General features: G+C 56.5%; 17 protein-coding genes. 1 reads left to right on the top strand and 16 read right to left on the bottom strand.

Annotated elements, in window-relative coordinates:
- Positions 1-227: 227 nt before the first annotated feature.
- The 10 genes from JT51_RS19905 to JT51_RS19950 all read right to left on the bottom strand — a co-directional run bounded on the left by JT51_RS19905 (position 228) and on the right by JT51_RS19950 (position 8075).
- On the bottom strand, positions 228-956 hold the full coding sequence (locus JT51_RS19905) for a hypothetical protein (RefSeq protein ID WP_037317151.1): 729 nt from the start codon (positions 954-956) through the stop codon (positions 228-230).
- 60 nt (positions 957-1016) lie between these two features.
- Positions 1017-1445: a hypothetical protein gene (locus JT51_RS19910; protein WP_037317154.1), complete on the bottom strand. Its 429-nt coding sequence runs from the start codon at positions 1443-1445 to the stop codon at positions 1017-1019.
- 312 nt (positions 1446-1757) lie between these two features.
- On the bottom strand, positions 1758-4100 hold the full coding sequence (locus tag JT51_RS21325) for a phage tail tape measure protein (RefSeq protein ID WP_051927659.1): 2343 nt from the start codon (positions 4098-4100) through the stop codon (positions 1758-1760).
- On the bottom strand, positions 4097-5737 hold the full coding sequence (locus JT51_RS19920; protein ID WP_037317157.1) for a terminase large subunit: 1641 nt from the start codon (positions 5735-5737) through the stop codon (positions 4097-4099). The genes JT51_RS21325 and JT51_RS19920 overlap by 4 nt, the downstream gene beginning before the upstream one ends.
- Before the next feature lies 1 nt (position 5738).
- Positions 5739-6125, bottom strand: a complete 387-nt coding sequence (locus tag JT51_RS19925) for a P27 family phage terminase small subunit (protein ID WP_037317161.1) — start codon at positions 6123-6125, stop codon at positions 5739-5741.
- On the bottom strand, positions 6122-6442 hold the full coding sequence (locus tag JT51_RS19930) for a phage head closure protein (RefSeq protein WP_037317297.1): 321 nt from the start codon (positions 6440-6442) through the stop codon (positions 6122-6124). Before JT51_RS19930 ends, JT51_RS19925 begins: the two co-directional genes overlap by 4 nt.
- A 2-nt stretch (positions 6443-6444) precedes the next feature.
- The gene (gp17, locus tag JT51_RS19935; RefSeq protein WP_037317164.1) at positions 6445-6861 is read right to left on the bottom strand and encodes a tail completion protein gp17; all 417 of its coding nucleotides are present in this window, start codon (positions 6859-6861) and stop codon (positions 6445-6447) included.
- Positions 6858-7292, bottom strand: coding sequence for an HK97-gp10 family putative phage morphogenesis protein (locus tag JT51_RS19940; RefSeq protein ID WP_081894756.1), 435 nt, complete (start codon positions 7290-7292; stop codon positions 6858-6860). The genes gp17 and JT51_RS19940 overlap by 4 nt, the downstream gene beginning before the upstream one ends.
- Positions 7279-7578, bottom strand: a complete 300-nt coding sequence (locus tag JT51_RS19945; RefSeq protein ID WP_081894757.1) for a head-tail connector protein — start codon at positions 7576-7578, stop codon at positions 7279-7281. The genes JT51_RS19940 and JT51_RS19945 overlap by 14 nt, the downstream gene beginning before the upstream one ends.
- On the bottom strand, positions 7578-8075 hold the full coding sequence (locus JT51_RS19950; protein WP_037317167.1) for a hypothetical protein: 498 nt from the start codon (positions 8073-8075) through the stop codon (positions 7578-7580). The genes JT51_RS19945 and JT51_RS19950 overlap by 1 nt, the downstream gene beginning before the upstream one ends.
- Before the next feature lie 122 nt (positions 8076-8197).
- Between JT51_RS19950 and JT51_RS19955 the strand changes: the two genes are divergently transcribed.
- Complete coding sequence (locus JT51_RS19955) at positions 8198-8533, top strand: hypothetical protein (protein WP_037317170.1); 336 nt, start codon at positions 8198-8200, stop codon at positions 8531-8533.
- A 2-nt stretch (positions 8534-8535) separates the two neighbouring features.
- Here the strand turns inward: JT51_RS19955 and JT51_RS21625 are convergent, their stop codons facing one another.
- The 6 genes from JT51_RS21625 to JT51_RS19985 all read right to left on the bottom strand — a co-directional run bounded on the left by JT51_RS21625 (position 8536) and on the right by JT51_RS19985 (position 12893).
- Complete coding sequence (locus tag JT51_RS21625) at positions 8536-9000, bottom strand: HNH endonuclease signature motif containing protein (RefSeq protein WP_327285853.1); 465 nt, start codon at positions 8998-9000, stop codon at positions 8536-8538.
- Positions 8885-9175 carry a spike base protein, RCAP_Rcc01079 family gene (locus tag JT51_RS19965; protein ID WP_037317177.1) on the bottom strand — a complete coding sequence of 97 codons (291 nt, stop codon included), beginning with the start codon at positions 9173-9175 and terminating at the stop codon, positions 8885-8887. The genes JT51_RS21625 and JT51_RS19965 overlap by 116 nt, the downstream gene beginning before the upstream one ends.
- The gene (locus JT51_RS19970; RefSeq protein WP_152563400.1) at positions 9175-9747 is read right to left on the bottom strand and encodes a hypothetical protein; all 573 of its coding nucleotides are present in this window, start codon (positions 9745-9747) and stop codon (positions 9175-9177) included. The genes JT51_RS19965 and JT51_RS19970 overlap by 1 nt, the downstream gene beginning before the upstream one ends.
- Positions 9748-9808: 61 nt before the next feature.
- Positions 9809-11356 carry a phage major capsid protein gene (locus JT51_RS19975; RefSeq protein ID WP_037317183.1) on the bottom strand — a complete coding sequence of 516 codons (1548 nt, stop codon included), beginning with the start codon at positions 11354-11356 and terminating at the stop codon, positions 9809-9811.
- Positions 11353-11718 (bottom strand): gene transfer agent family protein, encoded by a 366-nt coding sequence (locus tag JT51_RS19980; protein WP_037317186.1) that lies wholly within the window; start codon positions 11716-11718, stop codon positions 11353-11355. The genes JT51_RS19975 and JT51_RS19980 overlap by 4 nt, the downstream gene beginning before the upstream one ends.
- Complete coding sequence (locus JT51_RS19985) at positions 11715-12893, bottom strand: phage portal protein (RefSeq protein WP_037317189.1); 1179 nt, start codon at positions 12891-12893, stop codon at positions 11715-11717. Before JT51_RS19985 ends, JT51_RS19980 begins: the two co-directional genes overlap by 4 nt.
- Between the last annotated feature and the right edge of the window lie 212 nt (positions 12894-13105).

The following is a 13105-nucleotide window of genomic DNA, read 5'->3' on the forward strand; positions in this document are numbered from 1 at the left end:
ACTATTCCTCTTTAAGATGATTTGGTGCGCTCAGACTCGCATAAGTGGAATCCGAGGTGCAAGAGGGAAAATGACGTAAGCTATTGTTTTTACTATAAGTAATAACTTACTTAGCGCTGAACATATGAACCCCGCGCCGGTTGACTTACATCGTGGCGATGATCCTGCGCGGGGTTCTGGTGTTGCCTTTGCTGCAACTACATGTGTTATTTTATAACAGATTGGAATCAGCCGCCAGACCTTTTCGCTAGGCGACTATTGCGGCGCTTTACGACTTCGGCCTCAACGGCATCGACCAAAGCAGCACCCGTCAATCCTTGGCCTTTGGGTCCGAGCTTCTTGGTGAACCTGATACGGACGTTGCTGTCTGCTTTTTGGTCCTTCTTATACCGTTCGAGCTGTTCCGGTGTCATCGCAGCCAGAACTTCATTCGGCGTCATGTCGTTTGGCCGTTCACGCGACCGGCGGCTGGCGTTGTAAGTCGGGCGACCTTCTTCTGCACGCCAACGGTCAGTCTCGTTCTGCTTGCGGCCAACCGGATCAGCATCGCGGTTTTCCTCTGCCTTACGTTTGGATCGGGCAGCGGCTGCGTCAGACATTGCTTGACGGTAGGCGTCTGATCCTTGTTCCGATCTGGCGGCCAGAGCCAGTGCTTCACGTTCGGCGCTCATCGCCTTGTCGTAGCGCGTCAGATGGGGCTTGTGGTCGATTCGGTCAGTGGATGCCTCATCAGCGCTCACAAGAGGCTCTGAGGCAGTCTGTTCATCTAAACTGTCCAAGTCATCCAGCTTAGACAGTATTCCCTCAAGCCGGTTGCTCTGGCGCAGTGCGTAGGCTTCATCACTGATGCCCGCCGACAGGTCGTTTCGGGAATTCGTAGGTGCTTCCCCCGAAAAAAATGCGCGCAGATTTTCAGCCTTTTCCGCGTCGTCCCGGTCGGGTTCTGCTATAAGCATGGTAGTTCCTACGATGTTGAGATTGGAGGGGGCAGCGGTGCGACGCTGCCCCTTCTTCGTTTAAGCTGCCAGCAGCTCTGCAAGGTCGCGCGCCACGTCACACGGGAACGACTTTGTCACCTTGCCAGCGAAGGGGATGGTCAGCTTCACACCATTGCCTTTGCGCTCGATCAGGTAGTTGTGCTGCATGTTGACAAGCTTCTGGGCTTTCTCATCGCCATCAACGAAAGCGCGCAGTGTTTTCGCCAGATCGGCGACACCGTCTTTCGAGAAAGGGACGGGCGGCTGATCGTCAAGTCCAATCAGAATGCCAGTGTTGCCAGCGACCAAATTCACACCTTGGATACCCGGCGGGATAGTGCCTTTGGCGATTTCACAATTCACCATGTATCCGACGGTTTCGGCGTAAGACAGGCCGCCGAGTGCGGCACCAATGGCTTTGACTTGGGCATGGCGTTCCGGGGAAAGTTTGATAGCGGGGCTAGACATGGGGTCTCCTGTTTCATCTTTCCGCCATTCTAACAGTTAACTATTAGATGAACAACCCGGATGATGCAGATTGTGTAGGAAAGAAGAGACAAGCGTGTTTGCTGTCCCGGAAGGTGTTTGATGAAAATGTGGAATTCTGCCCGTTCTTCTTATTCTTCTTTCTTAATAAGACTAAGTAAGAAGTAATATCTATATATACGAGCAGAATTCCACATTTTGAAAACGGGCAGAATTCCACATTTTTGGCATAGCTCTACTTCTCCGGGACGGGCAGAATTCCACATTTGGCGGGCAGAATTCCACATCTCCGGATTAGCGCGCACCTTGCCGCCGGTTATTCATCATGTTCCCGGGGCGTCCCTGTTTCCTGATCTCATCCACAACCACGCCGCGCACCGTGCCTTCCATTTGCGAAGCCATCCGGGCAGCCAAGTCTTCATTCTGTTGCGGCGTGCCAGCGGAACCATTGATGGTGATCGGCGAATTGATCGTGACATTCGGTGCTGCCTCCGCGCCAACAGACTCAGAGCGCGCCGCTGAGACCGCCTGAACAGGTGCCCGGCCCACATACCCGCCAGACGCATAACCCCGCTTAGCGGAGCTGTGCAGCGCCTCTAGGTTGCTGACGCCAATGCGGTTCGTGGCCTCTTTGCTCATGACGTATTCGCCACGGTGAACGACACCAGCCGGTTGATATTTTCCACCATCTCCGGTGTAGCCACCTTCGGCGAAGAGACCACCTAGCAAAGTGCCCGCCGGGCCGCCAACTACGCCGCCAATGATCGACATGAATAGTTTCTTGGCTGCCATGGCCGCTAAGTCTTTAGCTAAGGCTGCCAGCGCTTCGCGTGCGCTCATTGTGCCGGTGACGATCCCAGTGAACGCATCTGCGGCCTGATTGGTGAAATTAGCACGCGCCGCATCGACTTCATCAAACTTCTGTGCGGTCTGGTTGGCGGCTTCTGCAGCGTCGGCATAGTCGCGTGCCAACTGCCGAACTTCTTCACGCAGGGCCGGGGTGATCTGCCTGCCGGATTCTTGCGCAGTATGCAGCAATTCAGCTTCACGGCGGGCCGTCGCAATCGCAACTGAGTATTCCCCACCAGCAGCGGCACTTGCGACAAGTGCGGTTGCTTCAAGTTCCAACATGGTGATCTCTGAGCGCAAGGCAGATGTGATGCGCTCATACTCGTTGAGCCTGCCAGCACCACCACGCCCGGTGTCCACGTTCTCATGAAGCATCGGCGGCGCGACACGGGGGCGAATGGAGGATGTAGGGGCTAGATCAGATGCAGGCTGATTGCCTTCTAGTCGACGGCGTTCAGCTTCGGCCTCACCATTGCCACGGCCAGACGATGTATAGCCTCCATTTCCGGGTAGTTGTGTTTTCAGCAAGGTCGCTTTGCCGATAGCTTTGTCCAGCGCGTCGCCAATACCACTAATGGCAGAAATCACATTTGCGAAACGTGCACCGTCGATCTCTCCCAATTCCTTGGCAACTTCGCGCGCGTCGCCAACAAGGTCGCCGATCTCAGATTCAAATTCGTCGGCTTCGATCTGGCCATTTTCCAGCGCATCCACCAGCCGTTTCAAGTCGCCCATGATATCAGCCAGGGCGAACCGCGCGTCGGTGTTGTCGATCTCAAAAACGCGCACACCATCCGGGCCGGTCATACGGTTGATCAGGTTGAACAGCTCATCATAGGTGCCGTGCAAGTCGCGGAGATCACCGGCATGAGCTGCAATGGCCGCCTTATTGCCTTCAAGGCCTTTGGCGAGTTCTTGGCCTAGCACAGCCTCAGCCCGTTCGATGTCGCCAAAGATACCTTCAAGGTTCTTCTTGGCGCTGAGGATGCCAGCCACACCTTCGGACATGGACACGGCCAGCCTTTTGCCGAATGCACTGAGCCGGGTATTCAGCTCATCAAACTTGCGGCTGACCTCATCTGCCGAAGCGACAATGTCATCATCCAGCACCGCACCAAGTTCGTGGGCCCGGTTGATCGTATTGCGCAGCTCGGCGTCACTACGTTCCATTAGCGCAACAAAGCGTTCGCCACCGGTGCCACCGAAAATCTCATCTGCGACACGAATACGGCCAGCGCGGTTCAATCGCCGCGACCGCTCAAGAATTTCAAGCATCAGCTCGGACGGCTTCTGCAACTTCTGTTGAAGCTGTTCGGCACTGAACCCAAGGCGCTCGAACATTTCAGCGCCTCCACCCTTGCCGGTCTCGATGAATTCATCGGCTCTCAGGTTCAGTTCCTTGAAAGAGTCGACCATCGCGTCAACTTCGATGCGGTTCTGCTGCGCGATGAAACGCCATTCTTGATGTTCTCTAAGTGACAACCCAGCCCGCTTCGCTTCGTCGCCAAGTTTCGCCACGCCTTTGGTGGTGTCTGAGATCGCCCTGAGCGTCGATGTTGATGCGATACCGGCAGCCAGCGGGACTGCCATCCGGGCGAAACTGGCCGCAACATTCCGGCCCATCTTGGAATAGGTAGCGTCGATACGGTTGGCCGATTGCTGCGCCCGGCGTTCCATTTGCTGTGCGCCGCGCCGTTGTGTGCGGTTCGCGCGCTGTAAGCCTTTCTCAAGTTTGTCGATCCGGGCTTCGATAGGGACAATTAGGCCGGGCAGTGTTGCGTCGTTCATGCTGCTTCCTCAAGGATATCTGACAACGTTTTGTAATTCGGATCGTTGTATTTTGATTTGTTGGATTCTGCGGCGACGGCCCGTGACACAGCCATGACGGCGGCAAAGGCACCGTCGATGTGGTCGTGTTTCGGATCGGCCTTGAACATTGTGATCTTGCCGGTATCGCCGGTCACGGCAGCCACGTTAGCAAAGTGATTGCGCAAGACCGGATTGCCGTCATGCCGGATCACACGGCCATTCACAGTGCGGACAAACTCACCTGTCGCCGGTGCCATCGTTGCCGGGCCTTGCCTCATTTCGATCATGGGCAGGCCCTTATCGTGCAGTTCCATTGCCGCAACACGGAATTTCCAAGGGTCGTAGGCGACTTCTTCAACTGAATAGTCAGCACACAGTTTCTCAATGAGGTCTTGGACATCCTGTTGGGGGATCACTGGCCCGTCACAGGCGGTGATATAGCCATCATCAATCCAACGCTGATACGGTAGACCTTCCAACTGTTCGCGCTCTTGAAGCCTTTCGCCAGCCACGAAAAACCACGGTTTAATAGCTATCCGCTTGTCCGGGAACCTCCACGCAGCTACCACGGCGGCAAGGTCGCCAGACTGCGCGTAGTCAACACCAAGGTAGCACGGCAATCCTAGCAAATCAGTTTCCTCATCGGGGAAGCAGCATTCGTCATAGGTGTCAAAATCGAACAGCGGTTCACGGCTGTTGGCATGCCAGACATTCAAGCGGTATTGCTGAAACTCGAAGCGCTTGGATGAGTTTTGCTGCGCTTCCAGCGCCTCAGCTCGAATCCCTTTCAGGTCGCAGAACCCGTCTTTGAAGCCGGGGTTGAGCTTGTGCCAAACTTCCTCGTCTAGCCAATCGTCACCCTCTTCAGGTTCAAAGATGATCGGCAGAAACGCCGGGTTGTCGATCTCGCCAAGTGCCACCTTGCGCGCATATTCGTAGCGTTCGGCAGCGAGACCTTCGCGGCCACGGCCCGCCGTGGTGGCAACAACAGTAAGGCCGCCAATGCGCTTTGACATGCCACTCTTAATCGCTTCCCACATTTCACGTCCGGCCTTGTTGCGCCAGACGTGGATTTCATCAGCCAGGACGAATGTTGGCGTTGTGCCGTGCACATTTTTACCATCGCTGGAAACAGCTTTTAGCCGGGAACTATCTATTTTTGATTTGATGGATTTGGGCGCATTGCTGGGGTCGTAGATTGTGGCTGAGCGCTCTAAGCTTTTTTGGTAGCGCACCAGCTCGGCGGCTTCCTCAAAGCCTGTTGCGGCCTGCGATCGGTCAGCGGCGGCAAAGATGATCTGGCCGCCCGGTAGCTTCTGCGGACCCAGCAGGTGAAGGATCGAAAGCGCTGCCGCCAGCGACGTTTTGCGATTGCCGCGCGGGATCATCAGAAAGACTTCACGCACCAGCCGTTCGCCGTCTTCATCTACTGGGCCGTAGATGCGCCGCACAATCCGTTCCTGCCACTCAGCCCATTTGATTTTCTGCTTGGGTTCGGTGCTTTTGGGATGTCTGAGACCGCGCAGGAAACGCACAGCGCGTTCCCCGTGCCCAAGGGGGTCCGGGATCTCGCTGCTATCAAACAGCCAATGCGGATATGTGCTCTTTTTAGCCATCTTAGATTCTTGTCAGGTCTTCATCATCGTCATCCGATTGCACAGCACCGATCCGGGCACGGCTTGTCGGCGTCAGGCCGTATTCGGCGGCAAACTGGCGTGCTGCTTGCATGTATCGGATTTGCAACCCGCCCAGTTTCAGATCGGGCAGGGCACCGGTGCTCATGGTGTCGGCGATCTGCCGGGCAGCACCAGCGGCCACGCAATAAGCCTCAACCCCGGCTAGATCAGCCTTGGTGATGACGCACCGGGCAATGAGCTGGGGCATGATGCGCCGCCATTCCGCCTTGGCATGTGCTGACAGGTATTTCGGCACCGGCGGTGCTTTGGTCAGGGCCTCGGCGTCAGGTGAAAGGGGCGGTTTCACACCGCGCGAATGAACGCTCATGACGCCACCAAAGAGCAGCGAAGCTCAAGGCCGCGTTTTCTGCCCTGTTCCACGATCTCGTCAATGTCGTAAACCGTGCTATCGAAGGTCACGCGGTCAGCCGTGGTGATCCCCGATAGAAAGCGAATGCGGAACACTGCGTCGCTTGCGTCACCTTCACCGAACCCCGTCAGGTATTCTTCGGCGCTGAGCTGCACCAATTCTGCCCGGACAGTTGCGATAGGTGCCCACGTCTTCGAAACAGCACCAGACGCGGCCACGGTCTCATTTTCCCGTTCAATGGTGATCTCCCGATCTAGTTTGCCAGCTCGGATCATGGTCACGGCCTCCACCTGACAACACCCGATACAGTCGCAATGCCGTGGCAGTATGCTTTGTCGGGGTCCGGGTCGCGCATGTATTTGAAGCTGGGGCGTCCATAGGTGTCGATATCGGTCTCGCCCAATACAGGCGCATCCCACAGCGAATGTGATACGGCAGCACCAATCTGCCGGGCCATATCGGCACCGTCTTCAATCGCCCAAATATGCAGGTCCAGCCACACGCGCGTTAGGTGCCATTCACCGGCCCGGCCAAGGTTGGCAGTGTCAGGGTTCGCCATAATGACACAAGGCAGCTTGTCCGGGCGCGTCGATCCAGCCCGGATATGGTCAACAGGAACAAGGTCGGTGACCGCCGAGCTGGCGATCAGCGCCGATCTGATTTGCGTCTGGAACTCGATATCGGGCGTGATCATGCATTGCCCTCCGCTGCCTTCTTGATTGCCTGACCGATAGCGCGGCTGATGCGCCGCTGTGCACGGGGTTTCGCCAGCCGGGCTCCGGGGCGCATGAACGGCTGCGCCTCCTGTTTGACTGTGCCGAATTCCTGCAAATGGCCGTGGCGCACGTCTTCATTGCCGACAGTGACAAGTGCCTGATTGGGGCCAGCGGTGCGCCTGCCGCCACCCTCTGCATAGGCCGGAGTGGTTTCGCCCGGTGCGGTCACAGTGATGGACTCTTTCAGGTCGCCTTCATCGACGGGCACCAGAGCGCGCATGTTTGCGGCCATTTCCTCAGCACCTTTCACCAACGCAGGGCGCAAGGCTGCGACCACCTCTTTGGGAATAGCATTCAGGCGGGCTTCCAGCCGCTTCGACTGTTCGGTCAGGCTCTTATTCTTGAACATGACCAGTCACCGGATTCTTGTAAGGGGAAAGCAGGTCACGCACACCAAAGGGAATATGCGCAGTAGTCATGCCGAATGACGCGGCCTCACGCTGCTCATACCAATAGGCCGCAAGCTGCAAAGCGGCTTCGGTCAGGGGTGCTTCACCAGCCACAAAGGTTGTTCCGGTGTAGTGGCCGATCCATGTTTCGGCAGCGTCCAGCTTGTGCGCCAACAGGGCGTCATCAAGATCATGATCAAGGTTGAGCTGCGATTTCAGCAACGCAACGGGTGTCAGTGCGGCCATCAGCTCGCCTCTCTTTCTGAAAAAGTTATTTTCGGCCTGTCTTGTGCGGACGTCCCCACGCCGGTCCCCTTAAAGCGCCTAAAGTTCGAACCCACCCCCGGTCTGGGGCGGCTGTTCTTCGACACGGGCTCAGTCAATGCTCTTGCAACCGACCAGCCTTGGTTCAGCCGATATCGCAGGGTAGCTTTTTGTATTCCGGTGATCTCTGCCCATTGATTGAGGCTGTGCTCTTCACCACGGAATGTGAGGCGGACAAACGATCTCGTCTGCTTCGGCTTGGCTTCACTCAGCTTGCGGATTGCCGCGATGGTCAGCCGATCTCTCAGCTTATCACCGGGGTCAGCAGCGATAGGTTCGCCGATAGCACAGCCAACAGGCCAGCCATCCTTAAGTCTTTTGATTATCGTTGCAGGAGGGATGCCATAGTCTAGCGCCCAATCGGTGATGGATTGGGTGCTGCCCTGATAAGTGAGCATAGATTTAGGGTTGTAGCTCATCCAGAACACCTCCTAACCTGCATCAAGTTCCAGCAGCCGAATGCAAAGTTTGCAGGTTTCCCGGTGTTTCCTCTCGTGCTACGGGTGCAGCTCAGAGTTGATTTGAAAATGAGAGAACAAGTATGACGAAAATCACTGTAGGCGCATGTATTGGCGTGGCAGGATGGATATTCTTGATTGGATTTACAGGAGCTGACACGGATTTTGGTCAAGTTGTAAACCTTCACCTTGTCTCGATTGCTGAGAACGTAATCTTGCTTGGCTACGCATTGGTTCTTTGGGGTGCGATTGAGCAAGTGGGTGACAAGGTTACGGCTCGCATTAATGTCGGTGCAGATTCGACGCCCACAAAAACAAAGCCTACTGAAAGAACGTCCGAAACTACGATTTATGCCGATGAAGAACTTGCCGAACGTAAACGGCAGCTCGAAATGGCGCTGGCGAACAGAAAACCCTAAGTTCATGAAGACTGCTCCCGCCGTTGCTTGTGGCGGCTGTGACAAGACGTGCAGAGCGGCTGCCAGTTTGAGCGATCCCAGAACAGGCGCGTTTCGCCACGATGAGCGATGATGTGATCTACAAGCGTGGCCTTGGCTCCACAGCCGGGCCATGCGCAGCGATCATTGATCTTTAGGAAAGCGTCACGAGCTGCGCGCCATTTGCTGCCGTAGCCTCGTGCCGATGCAGACGGGCGGCGCGCATCATGGCGTTTGTTCCGCGCACGGGTGCGCGCAACCTGACAGGCGCAGCGCTCACCATGCGGAACGATCTGACCACACGAGCAGATATGAGGCGGGCGGGGCATCAGATCACCAGAGCAATGTGAATGATGCGTCTTCAGGGACGAGCGTGCTACCCGTGACGTGAATGCGCTTCGGGCGTATCCGGTGGATGATACCCGGCAGCAACCGTAAGGTGACAGCATTGCCGTTCTGCAAAGTCATGCGGACGGGCAGCGGGGTTTCCCAATAGCTGTTCAAGACCAGCGCACCGGGAATGACCGGTAGGTCATTATTGTCGTCTGCCTGCACTTCGACCGCGTTTTCATACGGTCCGTCAGGCGATTGGCCGTAGCCGGAATACGGGTCAATAGTCGGCATCAGATCATTTGTCCTTCTCGAATGGTGCTGAGTGCGCGCAGGCTATCCAGCCCGGCGCGGTCAAACTCAGGGTCAAGGTTGTTTCGAACGTTCTCTTGGCGCTGTTCTTCGGTGGGGCCTTGCTGGTTTTCTTCAGGAGCGCCGTGGATAGCCATGAGCTTGCTCATGTGGGCTTCAAAGGCGTCTGTGATTTCCTGCGGCGTTGCATTCCATGCTGTTTCAGGCGGCCAGTTCAGCCAGCCGGTAGCGTATCCATAGAGCTGCTTGAACAGATCAGCCCAAGGCAGTGGATTGGTGCTGGTCGATTTGGTTTCGCCATCGTCTGCACTGGTCGGGAACAGAGCTGTGACAAACTCAAAGAGCGGCATAAGTGCTGCGTTGGCGAACCCGGACAAGGGTTGTTTTGCGACATAGCCAAACAGGGCATCAGTGGCTGTCTTGCCAGCTCCGGCAGTGATGATCTGCCAGACAGTCAGCGTGTCGAATTCTTCCAGCTTGCGCAGCAGTTCGGGAAAGCCACCGTGCAGCCGTTCAAGGTGCATGGCAGCCCGCAAAGACGGGCGCAGGAACACGGTGTGACCACCGTGTTCCAATGCGACTGCGTCATATGCGGGCTGCCGTCTCATGATTGGCTTAGGCGGCCATCTGCAATTTGCGGAAAGCATCCGGGCGAACGACGCCAGCACCAACCCGGCGACGGGCGTGATAGCGCATCAGGCCGTTTGCACGCTGGGTGTAAGGATCAGCCAGCACAGCCAACGACAGGCGATCATAGATGCGGTAGCCACGCTTGAAGTCGCCAAAGATGATCGGCTCGGCGTCTGCGGCAACGTCCGGCATATCAACGGCTTCGACAACCGGGCGGCCAAGGATCGTCTCAGGCTGGCCTGCCTGATAGGACGGCTGCCACAGATAATTGCCATGACCGTCTTTCAGCGTGCGGATGGCTGCAAGCGTCTGGCCGTTCATGACCCATGTTCCGGTGTTCCGGTAAGTGGCCGGCAGGGCATACATCAGAGCGATCAGCTCATCAGGCGAGATTGCCGAATTGCTGGTTGCGACGGTCTCAGCGATATTGGCGTTGGTCATGAAACCGGCAGGCTCAAGAGCTGTGTTGCCGCTGACGAACGACACGTTCTCTTTCTGGCCGAAGTCTTCAGCCAGCGCGAGATTGACCTCGCTCAGCACGTTGGCGCTGTCTTCGGCAAGCTGAAGCGACATATCAACGAACGTCGCGATTTCCTTCACAACGATTTCCGACTGGTCGAATGTGGTTTCGCTGCCTGTCCGGGCGTCTGTCTCGCCCACCCACGCGGCATTGGTGATCCCGGTGCGTTTGGGCAGGATGATGTTAGCGGCAGCAGTGGTGCGCACATCAGCAATGGCGCGGATCGGGCTGTATTCCACCAGATTGCGAATGAATTCGCCGCTTACATCCTCGGGGGCAAGGATATGATTTGCGGTGTCGCTGGCGGTGGTCAGCGATTTCTTTTCGCCGGTGGACAGGTAGGCCGCGAAAGCTTTGACTTCGGTGCCACCCATGACAGGGTTCGCCGGGCCGGTGATCTGGGGCCGATTTCCTTTAGCTTCCAGTTTGTCCAGGCGGGCAATGACCTTGTCGAATGCCTTGGTGTCGATCTGGGGCACCTGCGGCGTATCGTTGGCCGGGGTTAGGGCCTTCTGCTCGGTCTCGATTTCTTCGTTTTCCAATTTGGGGGTCTCCATAGAGGGGGTCTGAGGGTCATCCGATTTGATGGACGTGATCTGTGCGCCCGGATGACAGGGGACGGCGACAACAGAGATTTCGTGAAGGTGGGCAGCGGTGATAGTGCGGCCCTTGGCATGGCGTTTGTGCTGTTTGGTCACAAAGCCAATAGACAGGCCGGAAATAGCCTTGCTGCGGATCATGGCGCACACTTCACGCGCGCGCTCAACGTCATCGACCAGCATGCGGCCTTTGACAGTCAAGCCTTCGTTGGATTCTGTGATCTGATCCCAAACGCCGATGACTTGCCCCTGATCATGGGCAAACAGCATCGGCAGATTTTCAGGGGATGTGATTGCTCCTTTTTCAATCACATCCCCAACCCGGTCAGCAGAGCCAAAGGGCCATGCAATCCCGGTGATCTCGCCTTGATCGGTAACATCGAACGCGGCTTTCACTTCGATCCGGTCGGTCATGCGGCAGCCTCATTTAGAGCCGCTGTAAGGTCGCCTGCATGGGCTGCGTCGGTGGTGTCAGGTTTTCCACCCCAGCGCGCATCCAGAATGTCCAGCGCCAGCGGATAAAGATCATCAATCGGAGTGTTCCGGGCGTAGGTGTCTGTGAGTTGTGCAGCGCGTTCCGGTTTGGTGCCGCCACCGATCAGACCAAGCCGGATGATCTCGATCAGGTCAGCCAGTTTGAACTGCATGTTCACAGCGCGCAGATAGAAAGCGCCAATGCCAAGATCGGCAAGGCGCTCAAGCTCAGTGATCATGTCATCGGTCAGGGCGAACGTGTATTCGCCATCGCCGAAAAAGGCGGTGTGGGTCAGGTTCATTCAGCCTGTTCCTTCTGGGTCGTTGTATAGGGGTTGCTCAGCTCGTCACCGCCATCCCGGCGCGGCAGGTTCAGACCGGCCCGGACGTCATTCGCGGAAAGAACGCCCATGCTGCGATACTGACCATATGCGGTCGCACGGGCTGCGGTGTCGGTGGTCAGCAGATCGTCAGTGACGGCTTCAAAGTAGAAGTCATCCTGTTCTTCAGGCGTCAGCAAGCATTGTGCGTAAGCGTCCGTCCAGTCCTTCAGCCACGGCTTGAGCGTGACGGTGTGGAACTGGCGGAACATTTCTTCGGTGTTTGACCAAGTGCCACGCGACAGCTCGAATAGCATGGTGGGTGGCACTCGGAAAATACGGGCGATTTCGTTGATTTGCTCAAGGCGGTTTTCGGCGAATTGAGCGTCGGCCAGCGTCATGGATATCGGGTGATACTGCATACCTTCATCCAGCACCGCCGCGTTGCCGTTATTCATTCCGGTGTGCTGCAATACCCAGTCTTTTATGAACTTTTTGATTGCCTCATTGCCCATTGATTTTTGGGTCGTAATGACTCCTGACGGGCGCGCACCATTCTTGAGCGACGTTGCCATGTGGTTCTCAAAGCTGATCGCCAGCGCGATAGCTTCTCGGCCAAGTGTGATCGGGGCAACTCCGCCAACGGCCTCAATCCGCAGCACATCCCGGTAGGAAAGCCGCACCTGCCCGGCATCGGTATGAACCCTAAAGAAAGGTTCGCCGTCTGGTTCCTGATCTCGCTGGACTTTGCCCGGTTCCAGCCGGTGCAGCTCATACGGTGTGTCATCAGAAAGGCGAACCACCTGAGCATGACCGGCACCATGCAACAGGGCGTCAATGGTCAGTTGTTCGCGTAGCTTCGCTGCGCTTGTCCAAGGATTCGCGCGCCCATGCACCAGCCGATAGGCCGGGTGATCTGTCAGCGTGGACTTGGATGCGCGATCATACAGTTTGACCGGAAGCGCGCCGATGGTCTCCGAGATGAGCGACACCGCGCAGTTCACGGCAGGAACGCGCATGGCGTTGCCGGGGCCAACAGACAGGCCGGTTGCGGTTGGCGACACCCCGAATAGCGTCAAGGCATCCGAGTCGGTAAGGGTCAGCGCCTTTTCTTCGACGCCGAATCCGAGTGCTTTTCTGATCTTGGTAAGGGCCATGCGATCCACTTGAGAATAGTAGTGTGGCAAAAATACCACACTGTGAATCGCGATTAAAGGAAAAAGTTACATATGAAACTAAATGAATGCGAGCGCGCCTAGACACCAGCGGTTGACTAGCATTCGAAATGACATGAAATTCAGCCCAAACTAATAGGGACAGTTAATTATGATCCGCACAACTTTGCTCTTAACTTCGGCGACTGTATTGC

Origin of the sequence: Ruegeria halocynthiae (genome assembly GCF_000743705.1) — a bacterium.
Lineage (GTDB): Bacteria > Pseudomonadota > Alphaproteobacteria > Rhodobacterales > Rhodobacteraceae > Ruegeria > Ruegeria halocynthiae_B.

Bases quoted from the DNA above. Each gene is read 5' to 3' on its own strand.
- JT51_RS19910 (WP_037317154.1), bottom strand. From the start codon at position 1,445: ATGTCTAGCCCCGCTATCAAACTTTCCCCGGAACGCCATGCCCAAGTC.
- gp17 (WP_037317164.1), bottom strand. From the start codon at position 6,861: ATGATCACGCCCGATATCGAGTTCCAGACGCAAATCAGATCGGCGCTG.
- JT51_RS19945 (WP_081894757.1), bottom strand. From the start codon at position 7,578: ATGGCCGCACTGACACCCGTTGCGTTGCTGAAATCGCAGCTCAACCTT.
- JT51_RS19965 (WP_037317177.1), bottom strand. From the start codon at position 9,175: ATGCCGACTATTGACCCGTATTCCGGCTACGGCCAATCGCCTGACGGA.
- JT51_RS19950 (WP_037317167.1), bottom strand. From the start codon at position 8,075: ATGAGCTACAACCCTAAATCTATGCTCACTTATCAGGGCAGCACCCAA.
- JT51_RS19930 (WP_037317297.1), bottom strand. From the start codon at position 6,442: ATGATCCGAGCTGGCAAACTAGATCGGGAGATCACCATTGAACGGGAA.
- JT51_RS19940 (WP_081894756.1), bottom strand. From the start codon at position 7,292: ATGTTCAAGAATAAGAGCCTGACCGAACAGTCGAAGCGGCTGGAAGCC.
- JT51_RS19955 (WP_037317170.1), top strand. From the start codon at position 8,198: ATGACGAAAATCACTGTAGGCGCATGTATTGGCGTGGCAGGATGGATA.
- JT51_RS21625 (WP_327285853.1), bottom strand. From the start codon at position 9,000: ATGCTGTCACCTTACGGTTGCTGCCGGGTATCATCCACCGGATACGCC.
- JT51_RS21325 (WP_051927659.1), bottom strand. From the start codon at position 4,100: ATGAACGACGCAACACTGCCCGGCCTAATTGTCCCTATCGAAGCCCGG.
- JT51_RS19920 (WP_037317157.1), bottom strand. From the start codon at position 5,737: ATGGCTAAAAAGAGCACATATCCGCATTGGCTGTTTGATAGCAGCGAG.
- JT51_RS19985 (WP_037317189.1), bottom strand. From the start codon at position 12,893: ATGGCCCTTACCAAGATCAGAAAAGCACTCGGATTCGGCGTCGAAGAA.
- JT51_RS19905 (WP_037317151.1), bottom strand. From the start codon at position 956: ATGCTTATAGCAGAACCCGACCGGGACGACGCGGAAAAGGCTGAAAAT.
- JT51_RS19975 (WP_037317183.1), bottom strand. From the start codon at position 11,356: ATGACCGACCGGATCGAAGTGAAAGCCGCGTTCGATGTTACCGATCAA.
- JT51_RS19925 (WP_037317161.1), bottom strand. From the start codon at position 6,125: ATGAGCGTTCATTCGCGCGGTGTGAAACCGCCCCTTTCACCTGACGCC.
- JT51_RS19980 (WP_037317186.1), bottom strand. From the start codon at position 11,718: ATGAACCTGACCCACACCGCCTTTTTCGGCGATGGCGAATACACGTTC.